Origin of the sequence: Rhizobium sp. YS-1r (assembly GCF_000757525.1) — a bacterium.
Classification (GTDB): domain Bacteria; phylum Pseudomonadota; class Alphaproteobacteria; order Rhizobiales; family Rhizobiaceae; genus Neorhizobium; species Neorhizobium petrolearium.
Window position 1 is genome coordinate 563,270 of sequence record NZ_JPYQ01000001.1, and the last position, 20,474, is coordinate 583,743.

At 58.9% G+C, this 20,474-nt stretch carries 21 protein-coding genes; 14 read left to right on the forward strand and 7 right to left on the reverse strand.

Annotated elements, in window-relative coordinates; translation table 11 throughout:
* Positions 1–2: 2 nt before the first annotated feature.
* The 5 genes from JL39_RS02610 (at position 3) to JL39_RS02630 (ending at position 4,266) form a co-directional block, all read left to right on the forward strand.
* Positions 3–1,043, forward strand: a complete 1,041-nt coding sequence (locus JL39_RS02610; RefSeq protein ID WP_052182602.1) for an ABC transporter substrate-binding protein — start codon at positions 3–5, stop codon at positions 1,041–1,043.
* A gap of 95 nt (positions 1,044–1,138) precedes the next feature.
* The gene (locus tag JL39_RS02615; RefSeq protein WP_081952664.1) at positions 1,139–1,987 is read left to right on the forward strand and encodes an ABC transporter permease; all 849 of its coding nucleotides are present in this window, start codon (positions 1,139–1,141) and stop codon (positions 1,985–1,987) included.
* Between the two features lie 6 nt (positions 1,988–1,993).
* On the forward strand, positions 1,994–2,797 hold the full coding sequence (locus JL39_RS02620; protein WP_037145748.1) for an ABC transporter permease: 804 nt from the start codon (positions 1,994–1,996) through the stop codon (positions 2,795–2,797).
* Positions 2,798–2,812: 15 nt separating this feature from the next.
* Complete coding sequence (locus tag JL39_RS02625; protein ID WP_037145750.1) at positions 2,813–3,877, forward strand: ABC transporter ATP-binding protein; 1,065 nt, start codon at positions 2,813–2,815, stop codon at positions 3,875–3,877.
* Between the two features lie 8 nt (positions 3,878–3,885).
* Positions 3,886–4,266, forward strand: coding sequence for a RidA family protein (locus JL39_RS02630; RefSeq protein ID WP_037145753.1), 381 nt, complete (start codon positions 3,886–3,888; stop codon positions 4,264–4,266).
* Here the strand turns inward: JL39_RS02630 and JL39_RS02635 are convergent, their stop codons facing one another.
* The 3 genes from JL39_RS02635 to JL39_RS02645 all read right to left on the reverse strand — a co-directional run bounded on the left by JL39_RS02635 (position 4,267) and on the right by JL39_RS02645 (position 7,840).
* On the reverse strand, positions 4,267–5,820 hold the full coding sequence (locus tag JL39_RS02635) for an acetolactate synthase large subunit (RefSeq protein ID WP_037145755.1): 1,554 nt from the start codon (positions 5,818–5,820) through the stop codon (positions 4,267–4,269).
* A gap of 50 nt (positions 5,821–5,870) precedes the next feature.
* Positions 5,871–7,178, reverse strand: coding sequence for a 4-aminobutyrate--2-oxoglutarate transaminase (gene gabT, locus JL39_RS02640; RefSeq protein WP_037145757.1), 1,308 nt, complete (start codon positions 7,176–7,178; stop codon positions 5,871–5,873).
* A 74-nt stretch (positions 7,179–7,252) separates the two neighbouring features.
* Positions 7,253–7,840, reverse strand: a complete 588-nt coding sequence (locus JL39_RS02645) for a cupin domain-containing protein (protein WP_037145759.1) — start codon at positions 7,838–7,840, stop codon at positions 7,253–7,255.
* A gap of 226 nt (positions 7,841–8,066) precedes the next feature.
* On the opposite strand from JL39_RS02645, the gene panC reads away from it, so the two are divergent.
* The 5 genes from panC to JL39_RS02670 all read left to right on the forward strand — a co-directional run bounded on the left by panC (position 8,067) and on the right by JL39_RS02670 (position 12,272).
* Positions 8,067–8,924, forward strand: coding sequence for a pantoate--beta-alanine ligase (gene panC / locus JL39_RS02650; RefSeq protein WP_037145760.1), 858 nt, complete (start codon positions 8,067–8,069; stop codon positions 8,922–8,924).
* A 13-nt stretch (positions 8,925–8,937) separates the two neighbouring features.
* The gene (panB, locus tag JL39_RS02655) at positions 8,938–9,759 is read left to right on the forward strand and encodes a 3-methyl-2-oxobutanoate hydroxymethyltransferase (RefSeq protein ID WP_037145763.1); all 822 of its coding nucleotides are present in this window, start codon (positions 8,938–8,940) and stop codon (positions 9,757–9,759) included.
* Positions 9,760–9,851: 92 nt separating this feature from the next.
* The gene (locus JL39_RS02660) at positions 9,852–10,832 is read left to right on the forward strand and encodes a quinoprotein relay system zinc metallohydrolase 2 (RefSeq protein WP_052182603.1); all 981 of its coding nucleotides are present in this window, start codon (positions 9,852–9,854) and stop codon (positions 10,830–10,832) included.
* Positions 10,833–10,862: 30 nt separating this feature from the next.
* The gene (locus tag JL39_RS02665) at positions 10,863–11,678 is read left to right on the forward strand and encodes a quinoprotein dehydrogenase-associated SoxYZ-like carrier (RefSeq protein WP_152601023.1); all 816 of its coding nucleotides are present in this window, start codon (positions 10,863–10,865) and stop codon (positions 11,676–11,678) included.
* A gap of 9 nt (positions 11,679–11,687) precedes the next feature.
* Positions 11,688–12,272, forward strand: a complete 585-nt coding sequence (locus tag JL39_RS02670) for a rhodanese-like domain-containing protein (RefSeq protein WP_037145770.1) — start codon at positions 11,688–11,690, stop codon at positions 12,270–12,272.
* On the opposite strand, the gene JL39_RS02675 is transcribed toward JL39_RS02670, so the two are convergent.
* Complete coding sequence (locus tag JL39_RS02675; RefSeq protein WP_052182604.1) at positions 12,232–13,092, reverse strand: SDR family oxidoreductase; 861 nt, start codon at positions 13,090–13,092, stop codon at positions 12,232–12,234. The two genes, JL39_RS02670 and JL39_RS02675, sit on opposite strands and share 41 nt — an antisense overlap.
* On the opposite strand from JL39_RS02675, the gene JL39_RS02680 reads away from it, so the two are divergent.
* The 4 genes from JL39_RS02680 to JL39_RS02695 all read left to right on the forward strand — a co-directional run bounded on the left by JL39_RS02680 (position 13,085) and on the right by JL39_RS02695 (position 18,161).
* A complete protein-coding gene (locus JL39_RS02680) occupies positions 13,085–14,098 on the forward strand; it encodes an AraC family transcriptional regulator (RefSeq protein WP_348270551.1) in 1,014 nt (337 codons plus the stop codon). The genes JL39_RS02675 and JL39_RS02680 overlap by 8 nt on opposite strands.
* A gap of 516 nt (positions 14,099–14,614) precedes the next feature.
* On the forward strand, positions 14,615–15,514 hold the full coding sequence (cysD, locus tag JL39_RS02685; RefSeq protein WP_037145774.1) for a sulfate adenylyltransferase subunit CysD: 900 nt from the start codon (positions 14,615–14,617) through the stop codon (positions 15,512–15,514).
* Complete coding sequence (cysN, locus tag JL39_RS02690) at positions 15,514–17,430, forward strand: sulfate adenylyltransferase subunit CysN (RefSeq protein WP_037145776.1); 1,917 nt, start codon at positions 15,514–15,516, stop codon at positions 17,428–17,430. Before cysD ends, cysN begins: the two co-directional genes overlap by 1 nt.
* 113 nt (positions 17,431–17,543) lie before the next feature.
* Complete coding sequence (locus JL39_RS02695; RefSeq protein WP_037145778.1) at positions 17,544–18,161, forward strand: sulfotransferase family 2 domain-containing protein; 618 nt, start codon at positions 17,544–17,546, stop codon at positions 18,159–18,161.
* A 514-nt stretch (positions 18,162–18,675) separates the two neighbouring features.
* Here JL39_RS02695 and JL39_RS02700 read toward each other — a convergent pair.
* The 3 genes from JL39_RS02700 to cyoC all read right to left on the reverse strand — a co-directional run bounded on the left by JL39_RS02700 (position 18,676) and on the right by cyoC (position 20,468).
* Positions 18,676–19,347 carry an SURF1 family protein gene (locus JL39_RS02700; protein WP_037146145.1) on the reverse strand — a complete coding sequence of 224 codons (672 nt, stop codon included), beginning with the start codon at positions 19,345–19,347 and terminating at the stop codon, positions 18,676–18,678.
* Positions 19,348–19,452: 105 nt separating this feature from the next.
* A complete protein-coding gene (gene cyoD, locus JL39_RS02705) occupies positions 19,453–19,860 on the reverse strand; it encodes a cytochrome o ubiquinol oxidase subunit IV (protein ID WP_037145780.1) in 408 nt (135 codons plus the stop codon).
* The gene (cyoC, locus tag JL39_RS02710; RefSeq protein WP_037145782.1) at positions 19,857–20,468 is read right to left on the reverse strand and encodes a cytochrome o ubiquinol oxidase subunit III; all 612 of its coding nucleotides are present in this window, start codon (positions 20,466–20,468) and stop codon (positions 19,857–19,859) included. Before cyoC ends, cyoD begins: the two co-directional genes overlap by 4 nt.
* Positions 20,469–20,474: the final 6 nt, after the last annotated feature.

A 20,474-nucleotide genomic window follows, 5' to 3' on the forward strand; every position in this document is an offset into this window, starting at 1 on the left:
TCATGCCCGGAATGAAGACTTTTCTCATGCCAGATCGTCGCAGTTTCCTGAAAACTGCCGCCGCCGCCGCCGCCGCCTCGCTTGCCGCGCCCTATATCGTTCGCGCCCAGGAGAAGATCCTCTACGTGAATACCTGGGGCGGCCCCTGGGAAGCGGCGGCCAAGGCAAATCTCATCGATCCGTTCACCGCCGAGACCGGTATTCAGGTAAAGACCGTTTCTCCGGTTTCCTTCGCCAAGCTCGCCCAGCAGGTGAAGACGGGCACCTATGAATTCGACGTCACCACGCTCGGTGGCGGCGAACTCGTTCGCGCCAATCAGGCCGGCATTATCGAGGAGCTTGAGGCGCCTTATAAAGGCGGTCTCTTCGAAAACGGCGTCGCTTCGCATGCCTTCGCGACCGTCATCGCCTGGCGTACCGACAAGTATAAGGAAGCGCCGAAGACCTGGGCCGATTTCTGGAATGTCGAGAAATTCCCTGGCGGCCGTTCGCTGCAACGCTATGCAGCTCGCGTCATTCCGATCGCGCTGCTGGCCGATGGTGTCGCAGTGGAGGATCTTTATCCGCTCGATATCGATCGGGCCTTTAAGTCGCTCGACAAGATCAAGGATCATGTCCGCGTCTGGTGGACGGCCGGCGCCCAGTCGACTCAGATTCTCCGTGACGGCGAGATCGATATGATCGGCATCTGGCATGGCCGTTATTTCGAAGCGGAAAAGGCCGGCGCTCCGGTCGCCATGACGTGGAACCAGGGCGAGATCGAACGCGCCTATTGGGTTGTCGCCAAGGATACGCCAAACCTCGATAACGCCAAGAAGTTCGTGGAATTCGCAACGAGCGCCAAGCCGCTCGCCGGTTTTGCGAAGGCCGCCGACTACGGCGCGCTGAACCCGGCGTCCAACGAGTTCGTCAGCGCCGAAGACGCAAAGCGTATGCCGACCTCGCCAGAGAACTACAAGCTCATCTTCGAGCAGGATATGGCGAATTTCGGTGCCGACCCGGCAGAACTCGCCGAACGTTTTGAAGAGTGGGTTGCGAGCTGATCCGCTCTCCCGGATCAATCTGACCTGCTTGAGCGGCATCGCACGATGACTGTGCGCTGCCGTATCGACCCCGCTTGCCATGAGAAGGAACGGCAATGGGCATGAGCCTTTCAAGACTGACGGAAAAGACGAATATCTGGCCCTGGTTGCTGCTTGCACCGCTCGGTATCTACATGCTCGTCTTCTTCGTCGTGCCGCTCGCCGACGTGGCGATCATGAGCTTTACCGAACCGCGTGTTTCGTTCGCCAATTACCAGAAGGTTCTGACGGGCACGCTTTATCAGCGCGTCTTCGTCAACACCTTCGCGACTGCCGCTTTCGTGACGCTTTGCTGCCTTGCGGTCGGTTATCCGTTGGCCTATCTGATGGCGCAATCCAAGCCGCGCACGGCGATGCTCATCCTGCTTCTTGTGACCATGAGCTTCTGGACGAGCTTCCTGGTGCGCACCTATTCGTGGATGGTGCTGCTTGGCAACAACGGCCCGCTAATCGCCTTCCTGCAGATAATCGGCATCGAGCAACCCCCACAGCTTCTCTTCACCCGTTTTTCCTCGACGCTCGCCATGGTGCACATCCTGGCACCCTACATGATCATGAACATCTATTCGGTCATGAAGAAGATCGATCCGGCGCTGATCCGCTCGGCAGAAAGCCTCGGTGCCAAAGGCTGGTCGCTCTTCCGGCATGTCTACCTGCCGCTGACGGCACCTGGGATTGCCAATGGATCGGTGCTGGTCTTCGTTATCTGCCTCGGCTTCTACGTCACGCCGGTGCTGCTCGGCAGCCCGCGCGAACAGATGATCGCCGGCCTGATCGGCCATCAGATCGAGGAATTCCTGGCTTTTGGCCTCGGTTCCGCCATGGCGATGGTGCTGCTCGTCGTGACGCTCATCATCCTGACTATCTATCACCGTCGTTTCGGCCTCGACAAACTCTGGGGGTGATCGGTCATGAATACGTTCATGCGTTGGGCAGGCTTCATCGTCGTACTCTTCATTGCAGCACCGTTGGTCATTGTGGTGCCGATGTCCTTATCCAATGCGAGTTCGCTGCAGTTCCCGCCGCCCGGCTACTGGCTCGGCTACTACCGCGCCTATTTCACCGACCCCAATTGGCTCGTGCCCACCTGGAACAGCATTCTCATCGCTACCGCGACGACGATCCTGACCATGGCGCTGGTCGTGCCGGCAACCTTCGCGCTCGTGCGTCATCGCTTTCGCGGCAAAGGTTTCGCCGACCTGATGATGTTGATGCCGATGGCGGTTCCCCATATCGTCATGGCGATCGGGTACTATTCCTATTTCGGGCAGTTGAAGCTGGTCCATACCCATCTCGGCGTCATCCTCGCGCATACCTGCTTGTCTGTGCCGATCGCCTTCCTGGTGCTCTCCGCCAATCTCAAGGGTTTCGACCGCAATCTGGAGCGGGCGGCCCAGAGCCTGGGCGCAAGCCCCACAAGAACCTTTCTCCACATCACGCTGCCGATCCTGCGGCCGGGCCTGATCATCAGCTCGCTCTTCGCCTTCATCCAGTCGTTCGACGAGACCGTGGTGGCGATCTTCATTTCCGGCCGCGACGCGGAGACGCTGCCGCGCAAGATGTTCGACAGCATCCGCCAGGAGGCGGACCCGGTGATTGCAGTCATCTCGACGTTGCTCTTCTTCGTCGTGCTGATCGGTATCGCCGCTCCCTATTTCGTCGGCGCGCTCCGCAGCCGCGTGCCCAAGCCGAGCCGATCCGCCGGCGCACACTGATCCCAAGGATTTCTCATGACGAGCTACCTGCAACTCTCCAACATCACCAAGAGCTACGGGCATTTCACGGCGCTCGACAATGTAAGCCTCTCGGTCGACAAGGGAGAATTCGTGACCTTCCTAGGCCCGAGCGGCTCCGGCAAGACGACGACCTTGATGATCATCGCCGGCTTCGAGAAGGCGAGCGGCGGCGCGGTCGAGATCGGCGGGCAGTCGATCTCGCAACTCGCGCCGCATCAACGCAATATCGGCATAGTCTTCCAGAACTACGCGCTTTTCCCACACAAGACGGCCGTTGAGAACGTGTATTTTCCCCTTCAGATGCGTGGTGTCGGCCGTTCTCAGGGCTTGAAGCGGGCGGAAGACATGCTCTCGCTTGTCGGTCTCAAGGGTTTCGGTCATCGCCACCCGAAGGAACTTTCCGGCGGCCAGCAGCAACGCGTAGCGCTTGCCCGCGCGCTGGTCTTCGAGCCATCGCTGCTCCTGCTCGACGAACCGCTCGGCGCGCTTGACAAGAACCTGCGCGAGCAGATGCAGATCGAGATCAAGCGCATCCAACGCAGCTTGGGCGTGACCACCATTTTCGTCACTCATGATCAGTCGGAAGCCATGTCCATGTCCGACCGCATCGTGGTTTTCGAGAAGGGGCGGATCGAGCAGGCGGCCGCACCCCTCGATATCTATCATCGCCCGCGCACCGCATTCGTCGCCACCTTCATCGGCGAGAGCAACCTCATTCCGGCAACCATCACCAATGCGATGACGAAGACGGCGGACAATCCGACGCTCGGGCCCTTTGATTATGCGGGCAGCGAAGCTCTCTCCGACGGCCAGAACGTGACGCTGCTCATCCGGCCGGAGCATATCAAGCTTTCACGCAATCCGATCGAGGGGCGCAAGAACGTGCGCATGAAGGTCGAAACCATCGTCAACTACGGTGACAACGCGCTCGTTATCGGCCGGGCAGGAGAACTCTCCATGCGGGTGCGTGTGCTTGGCGCGGACGTGGTGATCATCAAGGAAGGCGAGGAATGCTGCATCAGCTGGACGCCCGAAGCTGTCTTCGTCATCACCAAATAGGTAGCCCCATGAACTCGGACTTTTCGTCGATCATCCGGCGTTTCGGCGTCGGCCAGCGCGGCAGCCTCGCCGTCGTCCATCAAGGTACGGGTTATTTTGCCTGCACGCCTCAGGCACCCTATGACGGTTCGCTGAGCATTGCAGAGCAGACGCGGCAGCTTCTCGCCAAGGCAGAAGGCCGGCTGGCGGAAATCGGCAGCGCCAAGGAAGGCCTCATCTTCTGCGCGATCATGCTGGCGGACATGGATGATTATGCCCCCATGAACGAGGTCTGGGACGATTGGGTCTCCGGCATCGCGCCGCCGGCGCGCGCCTGTTTCGAAGCGCGATTGGCGAGCCCGGACCTGAAGGTCGAGATGATCATGGTTTCCGCAGCGAACGCGGCCTGATCAGACGATTGCGGCTTCGATGAGAAACGGTCCTCTACGGCCGAGCGCGGCGGTATAGAGCTTTACGAATTCCTCGACAGTTGTGGCACGGCCGGCTTCAACGCCGAGGCCCTTGGCAAGCGAGCACCAGTCGAGTTTCGGCTGGTCGAGGTCGAGCATCTTGCGGGCATTCACGCCATAGGAATTCACGCCGACATTGGTCATCTCACCCTGCAGGATGCGATAGGCGTTGTTCGCAAAGACGATCGTCACGATGTCGAGTTGCTCGCGCGCCTGGGTCCACAGGCCCTGAACCGTGTACATGCCGCTGCCATCGGCCTGCATCGCCACAACCTTGCGATCCGGCGCGCCGATCGCAGCACCTGCCGCAAGCGGGATGCCGATGCCGATCGAACCGCCGGTGATGGGCAGGTGGTCATGCGGATGAAGGCCGGGCGCGAGTGCGGTATGCTGGCCGATCGAGGTCAGTGCCTCGTCAATGACGATGGCATTTTCCGGCAGGTAGCGAGCAATCGCCAGGCTGACGGCATCCGGTGTTAGAGCACCGTTTGGCACCCGTATCTCGTTCTGACGGAAAGCGTTGCGGGCGAAGTTCGCATTCGGCCTGATGCCGAGCCCATCCGCCAGTTGCTCCAGCGCATCGGCGAGATCGTGCTCATGCTCGGCGAGCTGGATCACCCGGCAGTCCGGTGGCAACGTCGTGCTCGGCTTGCCGGGATAGGCGAAGAAGGTAACGGGGCGAGGCCCGCCGATGCAGATCGCCACCTCGAATTCCTTCAACGCCTCGATCGCCAGCTCGATATTGTAAGGAACGGGCTGTACCAAAACGCGCCCCGCACCGCGTGCGCTTCTGGCCGACGATGTCGAGAAAAGAGCCGCACCGGTTGCCGCCGCAATACGACCGGCGGTCTCGACCGGCTTTTCGCGCAGGGCGTGGCCGGAGAGGATGATCACGGCGCGTTTGCCGCTGCGAAGCGCCGTGACGGAAGCCTTCAACGCTTCCGGTTCGATTGCCGGAGGCTCGGGGATGGCAACGGGAGAAAGCGTTTCCGGCGAAACCTCGCCCCAGGCGGCATCGGCCGGCAGGATCATCGTCGAGACGCCGCGGCGGGTGATCGACGCGGCAAAGCCCTCTTCGGTGCAACGGCGTATATCGTGAGCTCCGCCAGCACGTCCGACCCAATGGGACATCGGCCGTGCCAGGCTTTCGATGTCGCTCGTCAGCGGTGCATCATATTGCAGGTGATAGGATGCATGATCGCCGACGACGTTGAGAATGGGCGTGCGTGCGCGACGAGCGTTGTGAAGGTTGGCAAGACCGTTGGCGAGGCCGGGTCCCAGATGCAGGAGTGTCGCAGCAGGCTTGTCCGCCATGCGAGCGTAGCCATCGGCAGCTCCCGTCACAACGCCTTCCGAAAGACCGAGGACGCAGCGCATGGCGGGCTTGCGGTCGAGCGCCGCGACGAAATGCATCTCCGATGTACCGGGATTGGCGAAACAGACGTCGATGCCGTTTACCAGCAGGACATCACAAAGCATATCGGCGCCGTTCATGCAGTTCCCTCTTTTTCGTCTATACCGGCATCCATTCGCACGGACGCAGCTCAGGCTGCCACTGGAGCGGTCGCATCCGAAAATGCGGCTTCGATCGAAGCTTCGAGAATGTTGAGCCCTTCTTCAAGAACATCCCATTCGATCGTCAGCGGCGGCAGCAAACGGATCACGTTAAGACGCGTTCCGCAAGACAGCAGAATGAGGCCGCGGGCTTCCGCTTCCGCAACAATACGGTTGGTGATCGCCGGGCTGGCCGCCTTGGACTCGCGGTCCTCAACCAGTTCGAATGCCACCATGGCGCCGAGTCCGCGGACTTCGCCGATGCGTTCCATGCCCTGGCGCGATGCGATCGACGTCAACCGCTCCGTGATCCTGCGCCCGACTTCCGCCGCACGCTCGCACAGTTTCTCGCTCTCGATGACGTCAAGCACGGCATTGGCGGCTGCGACGCTCAGCGGATTGCCGGCATAGGTGCCGCCAAGACCGCCGGGATGCGCCGCATTCATGATCTCGGCCTTTCCGGTGACGGCGGAAAGCGGGAAACCGCCGGCTAAGCCCTTCGCCATGGTGACGAGGTCCGGCTTGACGCCGGCATGCTCGAAGCCGAACATTTTTCCCGTGCGCGCCATTCCCGCCTGCACCTCGTCGGCGATCAGCACGATCCCGTATCTATCGGCGATCTCGCGGAGCCGGATGAGGAATTCCTTCGGCGCGATGTTGAAGCCGCCTTCGCCCTGCACCGGCTCGACGATGAACGCCGAGATTCGTTCCGGATCGACGTCTGCGGCGAACAGGCGTTCCAGACCGGCGATCGCATCTTCGGTCGAGAAGCCGAGATAGGGGTTGGGGAAGGGGGCGTGATAGATATCGGCCGGGAAGGGACCGAAATTCTTCTTGTAGGGCATGACCTTGCCGGTCAGCGCCATGCCGAGCATGGTGCGGCCATGGAAGGCGCCCGAGAACGCGATGATGCCGGCACGGCCGGTATAGGCGCGGGCGACCTTCACGGCATTCTCCACCGCTTCGGCGCCGGTCGTGACCAGCATGGTGCGGTTTTCGGCACCCGTCGGCGCGATCGCGTTCAGCCGCTCTGCGAGCCGGACATAACCTTCATAGGGCGCGACGTGGAAGCAGGTATGGGTGAAGCGTTCGGCCTGTTCGGCGACGGCGCGCATAATGGTCGGGTGACGGTGACCCGTATTGTTGACGGCGATGCCGGCCGCGAAATCGATGAAGCGCCTGCCGTCCACATCCCAAAGTTCGGCGTTCAGTGCCTTCTCCGCGAAGATGGCGCGGGTGCCAACGCCACCTGCCACGGCAGCTTTCTGGCGCGAATGCAGATCTGATGAAACGGTCATCGCAGTGTCCCCTGATGTCGATGATCAAGGTATATCTTTGCTCAATATTTTGAGCAATAGGGCAGCCCTAGGAATTACAGATAAGGTGGAGAGCAGGCGGAGATGACGATCGTGCGGCGATCGGAAAGGTTCCGGAAGCGATGCGGCACGCGGCTGTCGAAGAGATAGGCCTCGCCAGCCTTGAGCACGCGCACGTCGTCCCCGACGGTGACCTCCAATTCGCCCTCGACCACATACCCTCCTTCGGACGAGGCATGCTGCAGCAGCGTGTCGCCGGTATCCGCGTTCGGTTCATAGACTTCGTGGAGAATCTGGAGGTTATGTGTCCGTGCATCGCCGATCTGGCGAAAAACGAGTGTTCCGTCATCGCTGCCGGAAATCGGCGAGGCGGCGATTTTCGAGGTCAGATCAACGAGTTCATGCGCCGAGAAGAACGGGCCTTTCGGAGGGCTGCGCTCCGGTTCGAAAAAATCACCCATGCCGACGCCGAGGCCGTTCAGGATCTTGCGCAATGTCGCAACAGAGGGGCTGACCTTGTTGGTCTCCACGTTCGATATCTGAGCATGAGGCACACCGGCTCGCTCTGCGAGCTGACGCTGGGATAGGCCGGCTGCCAGCCGCATGGCGTTGAGCCGCGCCCCGATATCAAATGTTTGGTCCATCGGCATGATCCAGATTTTATAGCGGCGGTTATGCCAAGGATGGCCCGAAGGATCAACTGGATCATATTTTGAGCGATCACGCGCCGCAAAAGATCGCGTCCGGCTTCGGACCGCCTCGTGAGCGGCCTTAACATCTAATCGTTATTAATGGTTGGGGCACGTTGACTCCCCGCAGGGCCGGTCTCTATTCAGATCGCCACAAGCTTGGCGCACCGAGGGAGAGATGATGCGGGTTATCCAGGCGATCGATGAGCTGCGCGATAGTTTGCGTCTGCAGGCAAAGCCGGGAAAGCGGGTCGGATTTGTTCCCACCATGGGCTATCTGCACGCCGGCCATATGGAACTCGTCTCGCGAGCCCGCGCGGAAAACGACATCGTCGTAACCTCGATCTTCGTAAATCCATTGCAGTTCGGCGCCAATGAGGATCTGAGCCGGTATCCACGCGATCTGCCGCGCGACAGCAGCATGCTGGAGGCTGCCGGTGTCGATATCCTGTTCGCCCCGGGCGGTGAGGACATGTACCCCCGTCCCATGCTCACCGTCGTCGACGTGCCTGATCTCGGGCGCGAACTGGAAGGCGCGGTGCGGCCGGGTCATTTTGCCGGTGTCGCCACGGTGGTCTGCAAACTCTTCAATATCGTCCAGCCGCAGACGGCCTATTTCGGCGAAAAGGACTATCAGCAGGTCGTCATCATCAAGCGAATGGTCGAAGACCTGGCGCTTCCGGTTCGGGTCATTGCCGTTCCAACTGTACGGGATACAGACGGGCTGGCTCTGTCGTCGCGCAATGTCTATCTTTCGGAGGTGGAGCGGCGCGCCGCGGCGATTGTGCCGCGTACGCTCGATGAAGCGGAACGACTTGTGCGGTCGGGCCAGACCGATCCGGTCAGGCTTGAGGAAATGCTGCGCGAATTCATCGGCCGGGAACCCTTGGCAAATGCGGAGGTCGTTGCAGTGAGAGATGCTTCGACCTTGCAGCCTGTCGCATTGATTGACGAGCTGGTCGTCGTCGCGCTGTTCGTCCGCATCGGCTCCACACGGCTTCTTGACAACAGGGTCATTGGCCGCCGAGGCGTGCAATGAAAGAGAGATTTCGATGAGTGTCCCGGCAAAACAAGGGCGCATTACGCCGAAGCGTATCCGTTCAATGAAAGGCGGGCAGCCGATCGTCTGCCTGGCCGCGTATACGACACCGATGGCACGTCTGCTGGATGCGCATTGCGATCTGCTGCTTGTCGGGGATTCGCTCGGCATGGTCCTCTACGGCATGGAGACGACCGTTTCGGTGACGCTCGATATGATGATTGCCCACGGACAGGCAGTCATGCGGGGCGTTAAAAATGCGTGCGTCGCCGTCGACATGCCTTTCGGCTCCTATCAGGAGTCCAGGGAGGTCGCTTTCCGGAATGCCGTCCGCCTTCTTCAGGAAACAGGATGCGATGCGGTGAAGCTCGAAGGCGGGGAGGAGATGGCTGAGACGATTGCCTTTCTGACGACGCGGGGCGTTCCCGTGCTCGGTCATATCGGCCTGATGCCCCAGCAGGTTCACACGGCCGGTGGTTATCGTTCGGTCGGCCATTCGGATGAGGAGTCCGCAAAGCTTCGGCGTGACGCAAGCGCCATCGGCAGCTCCGGGGCATTCGCAGTTGTCATCGAAGGAACGGTCGAAACTCTTGCCAGGGAGCTGACGGCACAGGTCGAGGTTCCCACCATCGGCATCGGCGCATCCTCGGCATGCGATGGGCAGATTCTGGTCTCCGATGACATGCTGGGCCTCTTCAACGACTTCACGCCCCGCTTCGTGAAGCGGTATGACGAACTGGGTCAGCGGGTTCGCAAGGCAGCCGAGGATTATGCGCGCGAAGTTCGCGCACGCCAGTTCCCGGGGCCCGAACATACGTTCAAGCGCCGATCGTGAGTTCGGGATTTTGTCCGGGATGGCAAACACCCATTGCACGATGACACTCTGCTTCGGCTACCAGGTCGAGGTGAAACGTGCTATTTTAGGGAATGTCGATAGATAGGCTCAACTGGGTCGATGATGCCGGACAGCCCGCCGTTAGCGCCCGCTTCACGCGGCGTGCAGCGTTGGCAATGGGTCTCTGTCTGTGCTGCGTGCCGATGCGTGGCTTTGCGGCCGCGTCTCTTTCGCTGAAAGATGTCGGGAACGGCCTCTTCATTCGTGAGGCGCCGCACGAGGAAGCGACACGGGCCAATAGCGGAGGCATTGCCAATATAGGTTTCATCATCGGACGCGATAGCGTGCTCGTGATCGATCCCGGAGGCAGTCTGGCAGATGGGCAATGGCTCCTTTCAGAAATCAGGAACCGGACCAGCAAACCGATCCGGCATGTCGTAATGACCCACGTCCATCCCGATCATTGCCTTGGTGCTGCGGCCTTTGCTGAAGAGCGGCCGGATTTCGTCGGTCATCACGCTTTGAGGTCCGCGCTCGATGCGCGGGGAAGCTATTATCGCCAGCGTCTTGTCGAGATCGTCGGATCGGAGAACGTAGGCGGCATCGTATATCCCACCCGGGAGATAGAAGATGTCGCCGAGGTCGATCTCGGTGACCGCATTATCCGGTTTACCGCGCACGGCACCGCGCACACCGATTGCGACCTGTCGATGTTCGACACCTCGACGGGGACGCTGTTTCCCGCGGATCTGCTTTTTGTCGATCGCGTTCCCTCGCTGGATGGAAGCCTGCCCGGATGGCTGATCGAAGCCGAGCGGCTCAAGGGCGTTGGTGCTGCCCGCGCAGTGCCGGGGCATGGGCCGGCGATGGTGGACTTCGGACCGGCCGTGGCAAAACAGGTGCGCTATCTCACGGCTCTCCGCGATGAAACACGCAAGGCGATAGCGCAGGGCATTGCGATAGACGAGGCCAGCCGAACGGTGGCTGCGGGAGAGGGCGAAGGCTGGGTGTTGTTCGACGACTATAATGGTCGCAACGTCATTCAAGCTTACAAGGAGCTTGAATGGGAGTAGGCTTCGGATCGAAGCAGGGAGGAGAATATGATGCACATATTGCGACCGGCCTTTGCGGCCGCTTTGATTACGGCGATCTGCGCCGGGCCGGCTCCCGCCGCAGATTCCTCTCAGGCTGATGCCAAGCGGGAGGAGCGCTGGCAACTGATTGCCGACTATCTCTTCGATGATCGGGAAGTTCTTCCGACCGATTCCTTGATCAAGATCGATGCGCCAAAGCGTGCGCAGGATGCTGCGCTCGTCCCGATCACTCTGACGATGCCCGAAAAGGACAGGATCAAATCGGTCTATCTTGTGATCGATGACAATCCTGCGCCGCTTGCCGCTCACGTCACCTTCGGGCCGGCTGCGGATCCTGGCTCGCTGCAGCTGCGTGTGCGGGTCGACACCTACACCAACGTTCACGCCGTTGCCGAGACGAAAGAGGGAAAGCTGTTTTCAGCTGTCGCCTTCGTGAAGGCCTCCGGCGGCTGTTCGGCGCCCTCCGGACCGAGTGACGCGGAAGCGATGAAGGGAATGGGTGAAATGAGAATGAAGTTCGCGGAGAGCATGCAGGACGGACAACCTGCCGAGGCAACGCTGATGATCCGCCATCCGAATTTCACCGGAATGCAGATGAACCAACTCACCCGGCTTTACACGCCGTCGCGTTACATCGACAAGGTGACCGTCTCCTATGGCGACCAGACTGTCCTGGAAGTATCTGGCGACATCTCCCTGTCCTCAAATCCCGCAATCGGCTTCAGTTTCGTGCCGGGTGGCAACGAGCCGATGAAGGTGGTCGCGTCCGACACCAAAGGAGAGCGCTGGGAGCAGAGTTTCAAAGTGCCTCCGGTCACGAATTGAGGTGTGGGCATGTCCGAGCTGATTGGAGCCTTGGTGAGGGTTGCCGCTTCACTTGCGATTGCTTTGTTGATGACCGCGGCGGGCACGCAACTGTCCCGGGCCGAAGTGCCGGAGCCGGAAGGCTTGTGGACCGGACCGATGCGAGGGGAGACACCAAAGACGCTTACAGGTGCCGTCGTCATCGATCTGGCAGGCCTTGAGGCGCTCATGCCGAAGAACCCGGTGCTTCTCGATGTCGGCCCCGCCGAAAAGAAGCCGGAGGATTTTCCCCGGGACCGGCTTTGGCTGCCGACCCATCGCTCCATCCCGGGCGCGGTGTGGTTTCCGGGCGCTGGAGCAGCATCTTTTGAGGCGGCGCAGGAAGAGACTTTCTTTCGTCGCGTGGAAGAACTGACTCAAGGCGACAGTTCAAAGCCCATCGTCACCTTTTGCCTTCCCGGCTGCTGGGGGAGCTGGAACGCCGGCAAGCGGCTGGTGATGAAGGGCTATACCGGCGTTCATTGGTTCCCAGGCGGCATCAACAGTTGGCAGGAGGCCCACGAGGCGGTTGAAGTCAAGCCAGATAGGGCTTGGGAGTCGGAGCCGGCAAAATAGTCGTGGGGATGAACAGCTCTCTGATCTTCGCAAGGTAGTGGTCTTCGCAGGTCGACCACCGCAGCTTAGCGAGAAGATTGGTATCGGCGCCGGCGGGATAACGAATGCGTTCCCCTTCCTCCGTTGCAGCCGACCAGGTGGCCTCCGCGACTTCAGCCTCGGTGCAGTACGGTGTCGGATAGTTCGCCATCTTCTCGAAGAAGGCCTGGACGAACCCTTCATAGTCCTTAGGAAACACCCCTTGCATCCTCGTTCCAGTATTCGCGCCAAAGCTGGTGGTCGGCGCCAGGCCGGGCTCGACGAGCCGGGCCTTGATGTCGAACAGGCTCAACTCGTAGGAGAGCGACTCGGTAAAGCCTTCGATGGCGCATTTGCTGGCGGCATAGACCGCCGACAGCGGCATGACGCCGATGGTAACGCTGGAGGTGACGTTGACGATGATACCGCGGCCTTGCTTGCGCATCTGCGGAATGATCGCGCGGCAACAGGCCATCACGCCGAACGTGTTGGTCTCGAACAGCTCTCGGATCGCTGCCTCGGGCGTCGCCTCTACCGCGGAGGCCAAGCCGATCCCGGCGTTGTTCACCCAGACGTCGATGCCGCCGAAGGCAGCCACGCCGTCGGCGATTGCACCGGCGATGCTGTCTGGGTCGGTCACGTCGAGCGGAAGCACTTTCAGCCGATCCGACTGCACCTTAAAGACGCTCGGATCCGGGCGCCGCATGGTCGCGAGGACGTTCCAACCGCGATCGAGGAAAAGCTCGGCGATGGCTTTGCCGTAGCCAGATGATGTTCCGGTGATGAGGATTGTTTTGGTCATTGGTTTCTCCGCTTCTGTCAGAGCGGAGAATAGACATTTGATTAGGACGATCTATAATTATCTGTCTTTATTTTATTATGGATCGTCCAGAATGGACCCTTTCAGCGACATCATCGCCTTGCTGCGCCCTCATGCAGTGTTCTCGAAGCCGATAACCGGCCGCGGAAAGTGGGGCGTGAGCTATTCGGCCTATGCGGCGCCGGGGTTCGCCATCGTCCTCAAGGGGCGATGCTGGCTGTCCATCGAAGGCGCAGACCCGGTGCCGCAGGAGCGGGGCGACTTCGTACTCTTGCCTGCCTCGCCGGCATTTTCGCTTCTCAGCGAGCCGGGTGCGGCATGCGTGCCGGGCATTCCATCGTTCAGCAGCATCCGGCATGGAGATCCGGAGGGAGAGCCGGACTTCGAGATGCTCGGCGGCTCATTCCAGCTCGAGCCCGTCAATGCCCCTCTGCTGCTGGCCCTGTTGCCGGGTATGATTCACATAGGGGCGGAAGACGGAGATACCTCCCGTCTGGCTCGCATCATTGATCTCATTATGGACGAGTGCGCCAACGACAGGCCGGGGCGCGAAATGATGCTTCAACGCCTCCTGGAGGTCATGCTGGTCGAATGCCTGCGCTGGCCCAGCATCGCTCCGGGAGCACTGCCTGCCGGCTTGCTGGCGGGGATGCAGGATCCGGCCCTTGCGTCGGTCCTGCGTGCAATGCATACCAATGTGCGCGCCGGATGGACGGTGGCGGAGCTTGCAAAACTCGCGGGCATGTCGCGATCGGCATTCTCGGCCCGTTTCTCCGAAACCCTCGGCTGTGCCCCTATGGAATACCTTTCCCGTTGGCGCATGACGCTGGCTCAGGATGCCCTAAGCCGCGGCGGCAAGCCTCTCGAGCGCCTTGCGGAAGAGATCGGCTACGAGTCCGCCAGCGCGTTCAGCACAGCGTTTCGTCGGCGTCTGGGGTGCTCGCCCGGCATGTTCGCCCGCTCGCGGCGGGCCGGGAACGGGCACTAACGACGCGGCAGAGGGTCGAAGCCATTGCCGCTTGGAGCCGCCGTTGCCATCCAGTGCATCTGCGGAGGGTCACGAGGCGAAGCTCAGCCTGTGCCGAGCACTTTTGCCAAATACTTGTCGAGCGTGATCGGATAGCCGCGCACCCTCACGCCGGTAGCGTTGTATATCGCGTTCGCGATCGCAGCCGCGGCACCGGGATTTCGAGTTCGCCGATGCCCCCGGCCTTCAGCACAGCCGCTGCCCGGCTGCCGTTTATTGCAGGGCTGGTCAGCAGTCAGGTCCGTGTTTCGCGCAAGCGCACCGATCCTCGACTCATCTCCCGGCGTCCTCTCGATCGTATTGAGCCGATGTGGTTTAGTTGACGAGATGGGCGGACGCCTCAATCTGGCCTAACGGGCGGATTAGCCGGCTATACGACAGCAAACGGTTTCCCTGGGATGGAGCCACAATTAAATGTCCGACTTGTTGACAAAGGTAAATTGCCTTCAGCACGGACGTATGGTTTAGGAAAACGTGATGATCGTTAACAATCTTCAAAGGCTAGAGGCGGAAGCCATCCACATCTTGCGGGAGGTGGTTGCGACGTCCGCCAAGCCGGTCATGTTGTATTCGATCGGCAAGGATTCTTCGGTTATGCTTCACCTTGCGCGGAAGGCATTCCATCCAGCCAGACCTCCTTTTCCTCTGTTGCACATCGATACTATGTGGAAATTCAGAGCGATGATCGAATTTCGTGATCGGGTTGCTCGAGAATACGGGATTGAACTTCTTATCCACACCAGTCAGGAGGGGCTGCAGCAAAACATAACTCCGTTTACCCATGGATCAAGCGCTTATACGTATAGTATGAAAACTCTTCCTTTGCGGCAGGCGTTGGACAAATACGGATTCGATGCCGCTTTCGGCGGAGGGCGGCGTGACGAAGAGAAGTCTCGCGCCAAGGAAAGGATCTTTTCGGTCCGTAATTCCCAGCACGCTTGGGATCCGAAAAACCAGCGCCCGGAAATGTGGAAAACCTACAATACTCGGATTGCCCAGAATGAATCATTCCGGGTCTTTCCATTGTCGAATTGGACCGAGCTGGATATTTGGCAGTACATTCTCAAGGAGCGCATTCCAGTTGTCCCACTGTACTTCGCTGCAAAAAGGCCAGTGGTGAATCGTGATGGCACGTTGATCATGGTCGATGACGACAGGATGCCGATACTGGCTGGTGAGCGGATCGAGGAAAGGGTGGTCCGTTTCCGCACTCTTGGTTGCTATCCACTGACCGCTGCAATTGAAGCAGAGGCTTCGACTGTGGAGGAAATTATCCTTGAAATGTTGACAACCCGAACGTCGGAGCGGGAGGGCCGCCTTATTGATAAGGATGAAACCGGATCCATGGAGCGAAAAAAACGTCAAGGATATTTCTGATGGTCGATAATATGCCGAGTGAGCAATTACCGAACCTCTCCCGAATTCTTCATGAGCAGGAGAACAAGTCGCTGCTGCGTTTCCTCACTTGCGGCTCTGTAGACGATGGAAAGTCAACCCTTATTGGAAGATTGCTTTACGATACGAAACTGATTTTCGACGATCACTTGGCAGCGCTGCGACGCGACTCTGCCAGACATGGGACGACATCCAGCGATGACATCGACTTTGCGCTTCTATTGGACGGATTGGAAGCCGAACGGGAGCAGGGCATTACCATTGATGTGGCATATCGTTTCTTTGCTACCGAAAGGCGGAAATTCATCGTCGCTGATACGCCGGGTCATGAAGAATACACGCGCAATATGGCGACGGGAGCCTCGACTGCAGATTTAGCGGTCATGCTTGTCGACATCCGCAAGGGTATTCTACCCCAGACAAGGCGGCATTCCTGTATCGCGTCACTTCTGCGGGTTCCGCATATCGTTTTAGCTGTCAATAAGATCGACCTTGTTTCTTTCGATCAAGAAAAATTCGAGGACATCGTCGCTGAATACAGGCGATTTGCGTCGGACCTTGGCTTTACCTCAATCTGCCCTATTCCAGTTTCGGCCCGTTTTGGCGACAACGTGATCGAAAAGTCGACCAATACTCCTTGGTACGAGGGCCCGACTTTACTTCAGCATCTGGAGACCGTCCCGGCGACATCGGTTGATGCATCCAAACCATTCCGTTTCCCAATCCAATTGGTCTCCCGCCCAAACTCAGATTTCCGAGGATTTTCTGGGCAGGTCGCGGCAGGACGTATCGGAGTAGGTGACCCAGTCGTAGTTGCCAAGTCGGGGCGGATGTCAAAAGTTATGAAGATCAGCACTTACGATGGCTTCCTGCCCCAAGCCGTGGAAGGGCAGGCGATTACTTTGCTTCTCGAAGATGAACTGGATTTATCCAGAGGAGACATGCTGGTCGCGCCGAAGGGACGCCCCCATGTGTCGGATCAGTTTCAAGCCAATATAATTTGGTTCGACAAAGAGCCGATGTTTCCGGGTCGAAGCTACATCTTGAAAACAGAAACAGACAGCGTCGACGCGACGATCACCAGCCTAAGATATCAGATCGATGTTGCAGACTTGGGTCATGTTGCGAGCAAAACTTTGCGCATGAATGAGATCGGCACCTGCAATGTCGCAACGCAGGCGCCGATTGTTTTTGACAGTTACGGCGATAATCGTCTTGTTGGAAATTTTATTTTGATTGATCGTCTGACCAACCGAACTGTTGGTGCGGGAATGATCAATTTTCCTCTCCGCCGCGCGGATAATCTTCATTGGCAGACTCTGGAAGTTACCGCGCAAGCCCGCGCGAATTTGTTGCGCCAGCGCCCCGCCATCGTTTGGTTCACGGGATTTTCAGGCTCAGGCAAATCAACTATCGCCAATAATCTGGAGAAATTGCTCCATGCCAAGGGCAGGCACACATGTCTGCTAGACGGGGACAATGTGAGGCATGGCCTCTGCCGTGATCTGGGTTTCACGGACGAGGATCGTGTTGAGAACATTCGGCGTGTTGCGGAAGTCGCGAAACTTATGGCGGATGCTGGCCTGATCGTGTTGGTAGCGTTCATATCCCCGTTTCGTTCCGAGAGGCAGATGGCGCGCGACTTAATGGGCAGTCACGATTTCATTGAGGTCTTCATCGACACACCGATTGAGGAGTGTGCTCGGCGTGATCCTAAGGGTCTTTATGCCAAGGCAAGAGCTGGGATGCTCCTGAACTTCACGGGCATAGATTCCAGCTACGAAGCCCCTGAAAAGCCAGATATGCACTTGCAGACGGTGGGAAGCAGTCCGCAGGAGCTTGCCATCGCGATTGAGGAGTTTCTTGAGCGTCAAGGTCGTGACCTGGATGAGACCTGAACATCGTGAATCAGAGTAGCCGCAGAATGCGTTCTATTTAACGGCAGAGGACCGAATTTATGAGAGTGCCACGGAATTTCATCGAGAGCCTTCTGTCGAATCGAGGTCTTTCCATGATTCACATCCACACACCGAAGTGCGGCGGAAGCTTCGTGAACAGCGCGTTTGGTGAACGCTTCAAGCAATGCCCTACGCTACGATGGAGTGAAGCAAAGGGACACAAGACCTTTCTTGAATACCGGGACATTTTTGAGAAGCGTGGTGATAGCCTTACCAAGTACGTCCTATTCACAGTCATCCGAAATCCATGGGATTGGCACCTTTCCTGGTTTAACTACGTATCGAAGGATGCTGGTGGAAGAAATTCCGGCATGCTGTTGGAACATGAGCAGATAAAAGACCTGAGTTTCTCCGGTTATATCAAATGGCTTGAAGATATGGACCAACCGAGGTCGCTTCACGATTATGCACGAAGGCAAGTGAGTGACTGGATTATTGATGAGAATGGAAAAATTGCTGTCCATGAAGTATTGAGGCAGGAGAGGCTCGAGGAAGATCTTCGGTCACTTAAGGAAAAGTACGGGCTTCGGATAACCGTACCCTATGGCCAACGAATAAATTCCTCACGGAGCGAGCGCGGCTACAGATGGTCCTATTCTGACGAAGATGCGGAAATAATTGCGCGGCGGCATCAGCGTGACATTGCCTTATTTGGCTATCGCTTCGAATAGGCTCGTTGGGATTGATGTTGATCGCGAGCAGGTATCATACGGCAGTGTGCTGAAGATCACCGAGCCTGGGCACAATCTCACAGCGGCTGCAGCGAACGACCAATCGAAATGGGACAGGAGGTCCGACGCGCCTCATGTGATCCGAGCCGGACTTCCCGGCCGCAGGGAGGGGTATTTGGGGGGCTTTCCCGCGGCAACGGCACTATCTTTTGCCACCCTGAATGGTTCCAGTTCCGTTAGTAGACGTGGCTAACATTTTGTAAATATCCACACATCCCGTGCCGAAGCGAGGCAGAACCTCTCAAAATCAGGGCCGTGGCGGCTTTGACAGGCACTTTCCGTCATCCTCACTCCTGTTCTCGATGGCGGCAGTGATTCGAATGCCCTGAATACTGGGATTGAAGGGCGGAGAACGAGCTTGGAGCATATCGGCCGAAAGCGGGAACCGGTTTCGGGATGACGAAAAACCGGGGAGTTAGATCACCTCGGGCGAATCCGCGGGATGCGGCGTGTTTTAGGCAATCCGCCTGCGGAAAATCGCGAAAGCCGCGCCGGCGCTCATGGCGGCCAGCAGATACCAGGTGATTGCGTAAACGAGGTGGGTGTTGCGGAACTTGACGACCGTCAGTCCGCCGACGGGCAGGCCACCGGGATTGGGTGTCGCATCCGCATCGATGAAATAGGGTGCAACGTTCGTCAGGCCTTTTGCCGCGGCGATCGCTGCGACGTCACGCGAGTACCAGCGGTCGCTTGCCGGGTCGTTGTTCCGCAAGAAGGCGCCGCCGGGTTCCGTCATTCGGAGAAGGCCGGTGATTTTGACGGAGCCTTCGATCTCGTCCTCGGCACGCGATGCAGGCTCGCGTCTGTCGGCCGGGACGAAGCCGCGGTTGATCAGGATTGTTGTTCCCTTCGCCTGCCTGAGCGGCGTTATCACCCAGAAGCCGGCGCCGAGTTCGGTGACTGCCTGGACGAGGGTTTCCTTACCATGATCGAACGTGCCCGACGCAGTCACACGCCGGTATTCGTCCTTTTCAGCATCAACTCCCGGCCATGCGGATGGTGACGGTGCCGCGACTGGCGCAGCGTGAATGCGGGCGTCTACGCGGGCGATCAGATCGAGTTTCCAGAAAAGCCGCTGCACCTGCCAGGTGCCGAGCCCGAGGAAAGCTGTGGCTAGCAACAGCATGGCCGCCGCGAAAAACCGGCGGGGCCGAGCCGAACGGGCTGGTTTGTCCGGCGTCATGTTTCCAATCTTTGGGCGATCCGGGGCCGCGCTCATCGGTTTTGCCCGTCAGGGCATGTTCTTCATCATTTCCGGTGACATCGGCATCATATTGACGTTGAGGTGATGCATGACCCAAAGGGAGCCGGCGAGCGTGATGCCGACCAGCACCAAGGTGAAGATCAACGCCATCATCGTCCAGCCGCCTTCCGAACGTGGGTTCATGTGCAGGAAGTAGATCATGTGCACGACGATCTGGATGACGCCAAATCCCATGACGAGGAAGGCCGTGAACAGCTTGCTGTCGAAGACGCCGCCCATGACGAGCCAGAAGGGAATGGCCGTCAGGATGACGGAAAGGGAGAAGCCGATAAGGTAGCTCCTGAGGGTGCCGTGACCAGCCTCGTGGCCGTTGCTGTGCCCGTGATGCGCATTGTGGGCATCTTCATGGGCGGGTGCGTGCGGGTGCGAGCTCATCCGAGGACTCCCATCAGGTAAACGAAGGAGAAGACGCCGATCCAGACGACGTCGAGGAAGTGCCAGAACATCGACAGGCACATCAGCCGGCGCTTGTTTTCCGGGGTCAGGCCGTGTTTGGCGACCTGTACCATCAGCGTGATCAGCCAGATGATGCCGAAGGTCACGTGCAGGCCGTGGGTGCCGACAAGCGTGAAGAAGGAGGATAGAAAGGCACTGCGGGTCGGACCGGCGCCCTCGTGGATCAGGTGATTGAACTCGTAGAGCTCGAGAGCAAGGAAAATCGCTCCGAAGACACCGGTCACAGCAAGCCAGAAGAGCGTTTCGGCCCTGGCATTCCGCTCCATCTGCAGCATCGCGAAGCCGTATGTGATCGATGAGAGGAGCAGCATCGACGTGTTGATCGCGACGATCGGCAGATCAAAGAGATCGGCGGGCGAGGGGCCGGCCGCGTAAGAGCGGCCGAGCACACCGTGGGTAGCGAAGAGCACTGCGAAGATCAGGCAATCGCTCATCAGATAGAGCCAGAAGCCCAGCATGGTGCTGCCTTCCGGATGGTGCTCTTCCTTCAGGTAGAATTCCGGCTTCTCTGTTTCTTGAAGTTGCATTTGACT

Excerpts from the sequence above, each read along its gene's own strand:
- JL39_RS02610 (WP_052182602.1), top strand. The coding sequence starts at position 3 with ATGCCCGGAATGAAGACTTTTCTCATGCCAGATCGTCGCAGTTTCCTG.
- JL39_RS02615 (WP_081952664.1), top strand. The coding sequence starts at position 1,139 with ATGGGCATGAGCCTTTCAAGACTGACGGAAAAGACGAATATCTGGCCC.
- JL39_RS02620 (WP_037145748.1), top strand. The coding sequence starts at position 1,994 with ATGAATACGTTCATGCGTTGGGCAGGCTTCATCGTCGTACTCTTCATT.
- JL39_RS02625 (WP_037145750.1), top strand. The coding sequence starts at position 2,813 with ATGACGAGCTACCTGCAACTCTCCAACATCACCAAGAGCTACGGGCAT.
- JL39_RS02630 (WP_037145753.1), top strand. The coding sequence starts at position 3,886 with ATGAACTCGGACTTTTCGTCGATCATCCGGCGTTTCGGCGTCGGCCAG.
- JL39_RS02635 (WP_037145755.1), bottom strand. The coding sequence starts at position 5,820 with ATGAACGGCGCCGATATGCTTTGTGATGTCCTGCTGGTAAACGGCATC.
- gabT (WP_037145757.1), bottom strand. The coding sequence starts at position 7,178 with ATGACCGTTTCATCAGATCTGCATTCGCGCCAGAAAGCTGCCGTGGCA.
- JL39_RS02645 (WP_037145759.1), bottom strand. The coding sequence starts at position 7,840 with ATGGACCAAACATTTGATATCGGGGCGCGGCTCAACGCCATGCGGCTG.
- panC (WP_037145760.1), top strand. The coding sequence starts at position 8,067 with ATGCGGGTTATCCAGGCGATCGATGAGCTGCGCGATAGTTTGCGTCTG.
- panB (WP_037145763.1), top strand. The coding sequence starts at position 8,938 with ATGAGTGTCCCGGCAAAACAAGGGCGCATTACGCCGAAGCGTATCCGT.
- JL39_RS02660 (WP_052182603.1), top strand. The coding sequence starts at position 9,852 with ATGTCGATAGATAGGCTCAACTGGGTCGATGATGCCGGACAGCCCGCC.
- JL39_RS02665 (WP_152601023.1), top strand. The coding sequence starts at position 10,863 with ATGCACATATTGCGACCGGCCTTTGCGGCCGCTTTGATTACGGCGATC.
- JL39_RS02670 (WP_037145770.1), top strand. The coding sequence starts at position 11,688 with ATGTCCGAGCTGATTGGAGCCTTGGTGAGGGTTGCCGCTTCACTTGCG.
- JL39_RS02675 (WP_052182604.1), bottom strand. The coding sequence starts at position 13,092 with ATGACCAAAACAATCCTCATCACCGGAACATCATCTGGCTACGGCAAA.
- cysD (WP_037145774.1), top strand. The coding sequence starts at position 14,615 with ATGATCGTTAACAATCTTCAAAGGCTAGAGGCGGAAGCCATCCACATC.
- cysN (WP_037145776.1), top strand. The coding sequence starts at position 15,514 with ATGGTCGATAATATGCCGAGTGAGCAATTACCGAACCTCTCCCGAATT.
- JL39_RS02695 (WP_037145778.1), top strand. The coding sequence starts at position 17,544 with ATGATTCACATCCACACACCGAAGTGCGGCGGAAGCTTCGTGAACAGC.
- JL39_RS02700 (WP_037146145.1), bottom strand. The coding sequence starts at position 19,347 with ATGCTGTTGCTAGCCACAGCTTTCCTCGGGCTCGGCACCTGGCAGGTG.
- cyoD (WP_037145780.1), bottom strand. The coding sequence starts at position 19,860 with ATGAGCTCGCACCCGCACGCACCCGCCCATGAAGATGCCCACAATGCG.
- cyoC (WP_037145782.1), bottom strand. The coding sequence starts at position 20,468 with ATGCAACTTCAAGAAACAGAGAAGCCGGAATTCTACCTGAAGGAAGAG.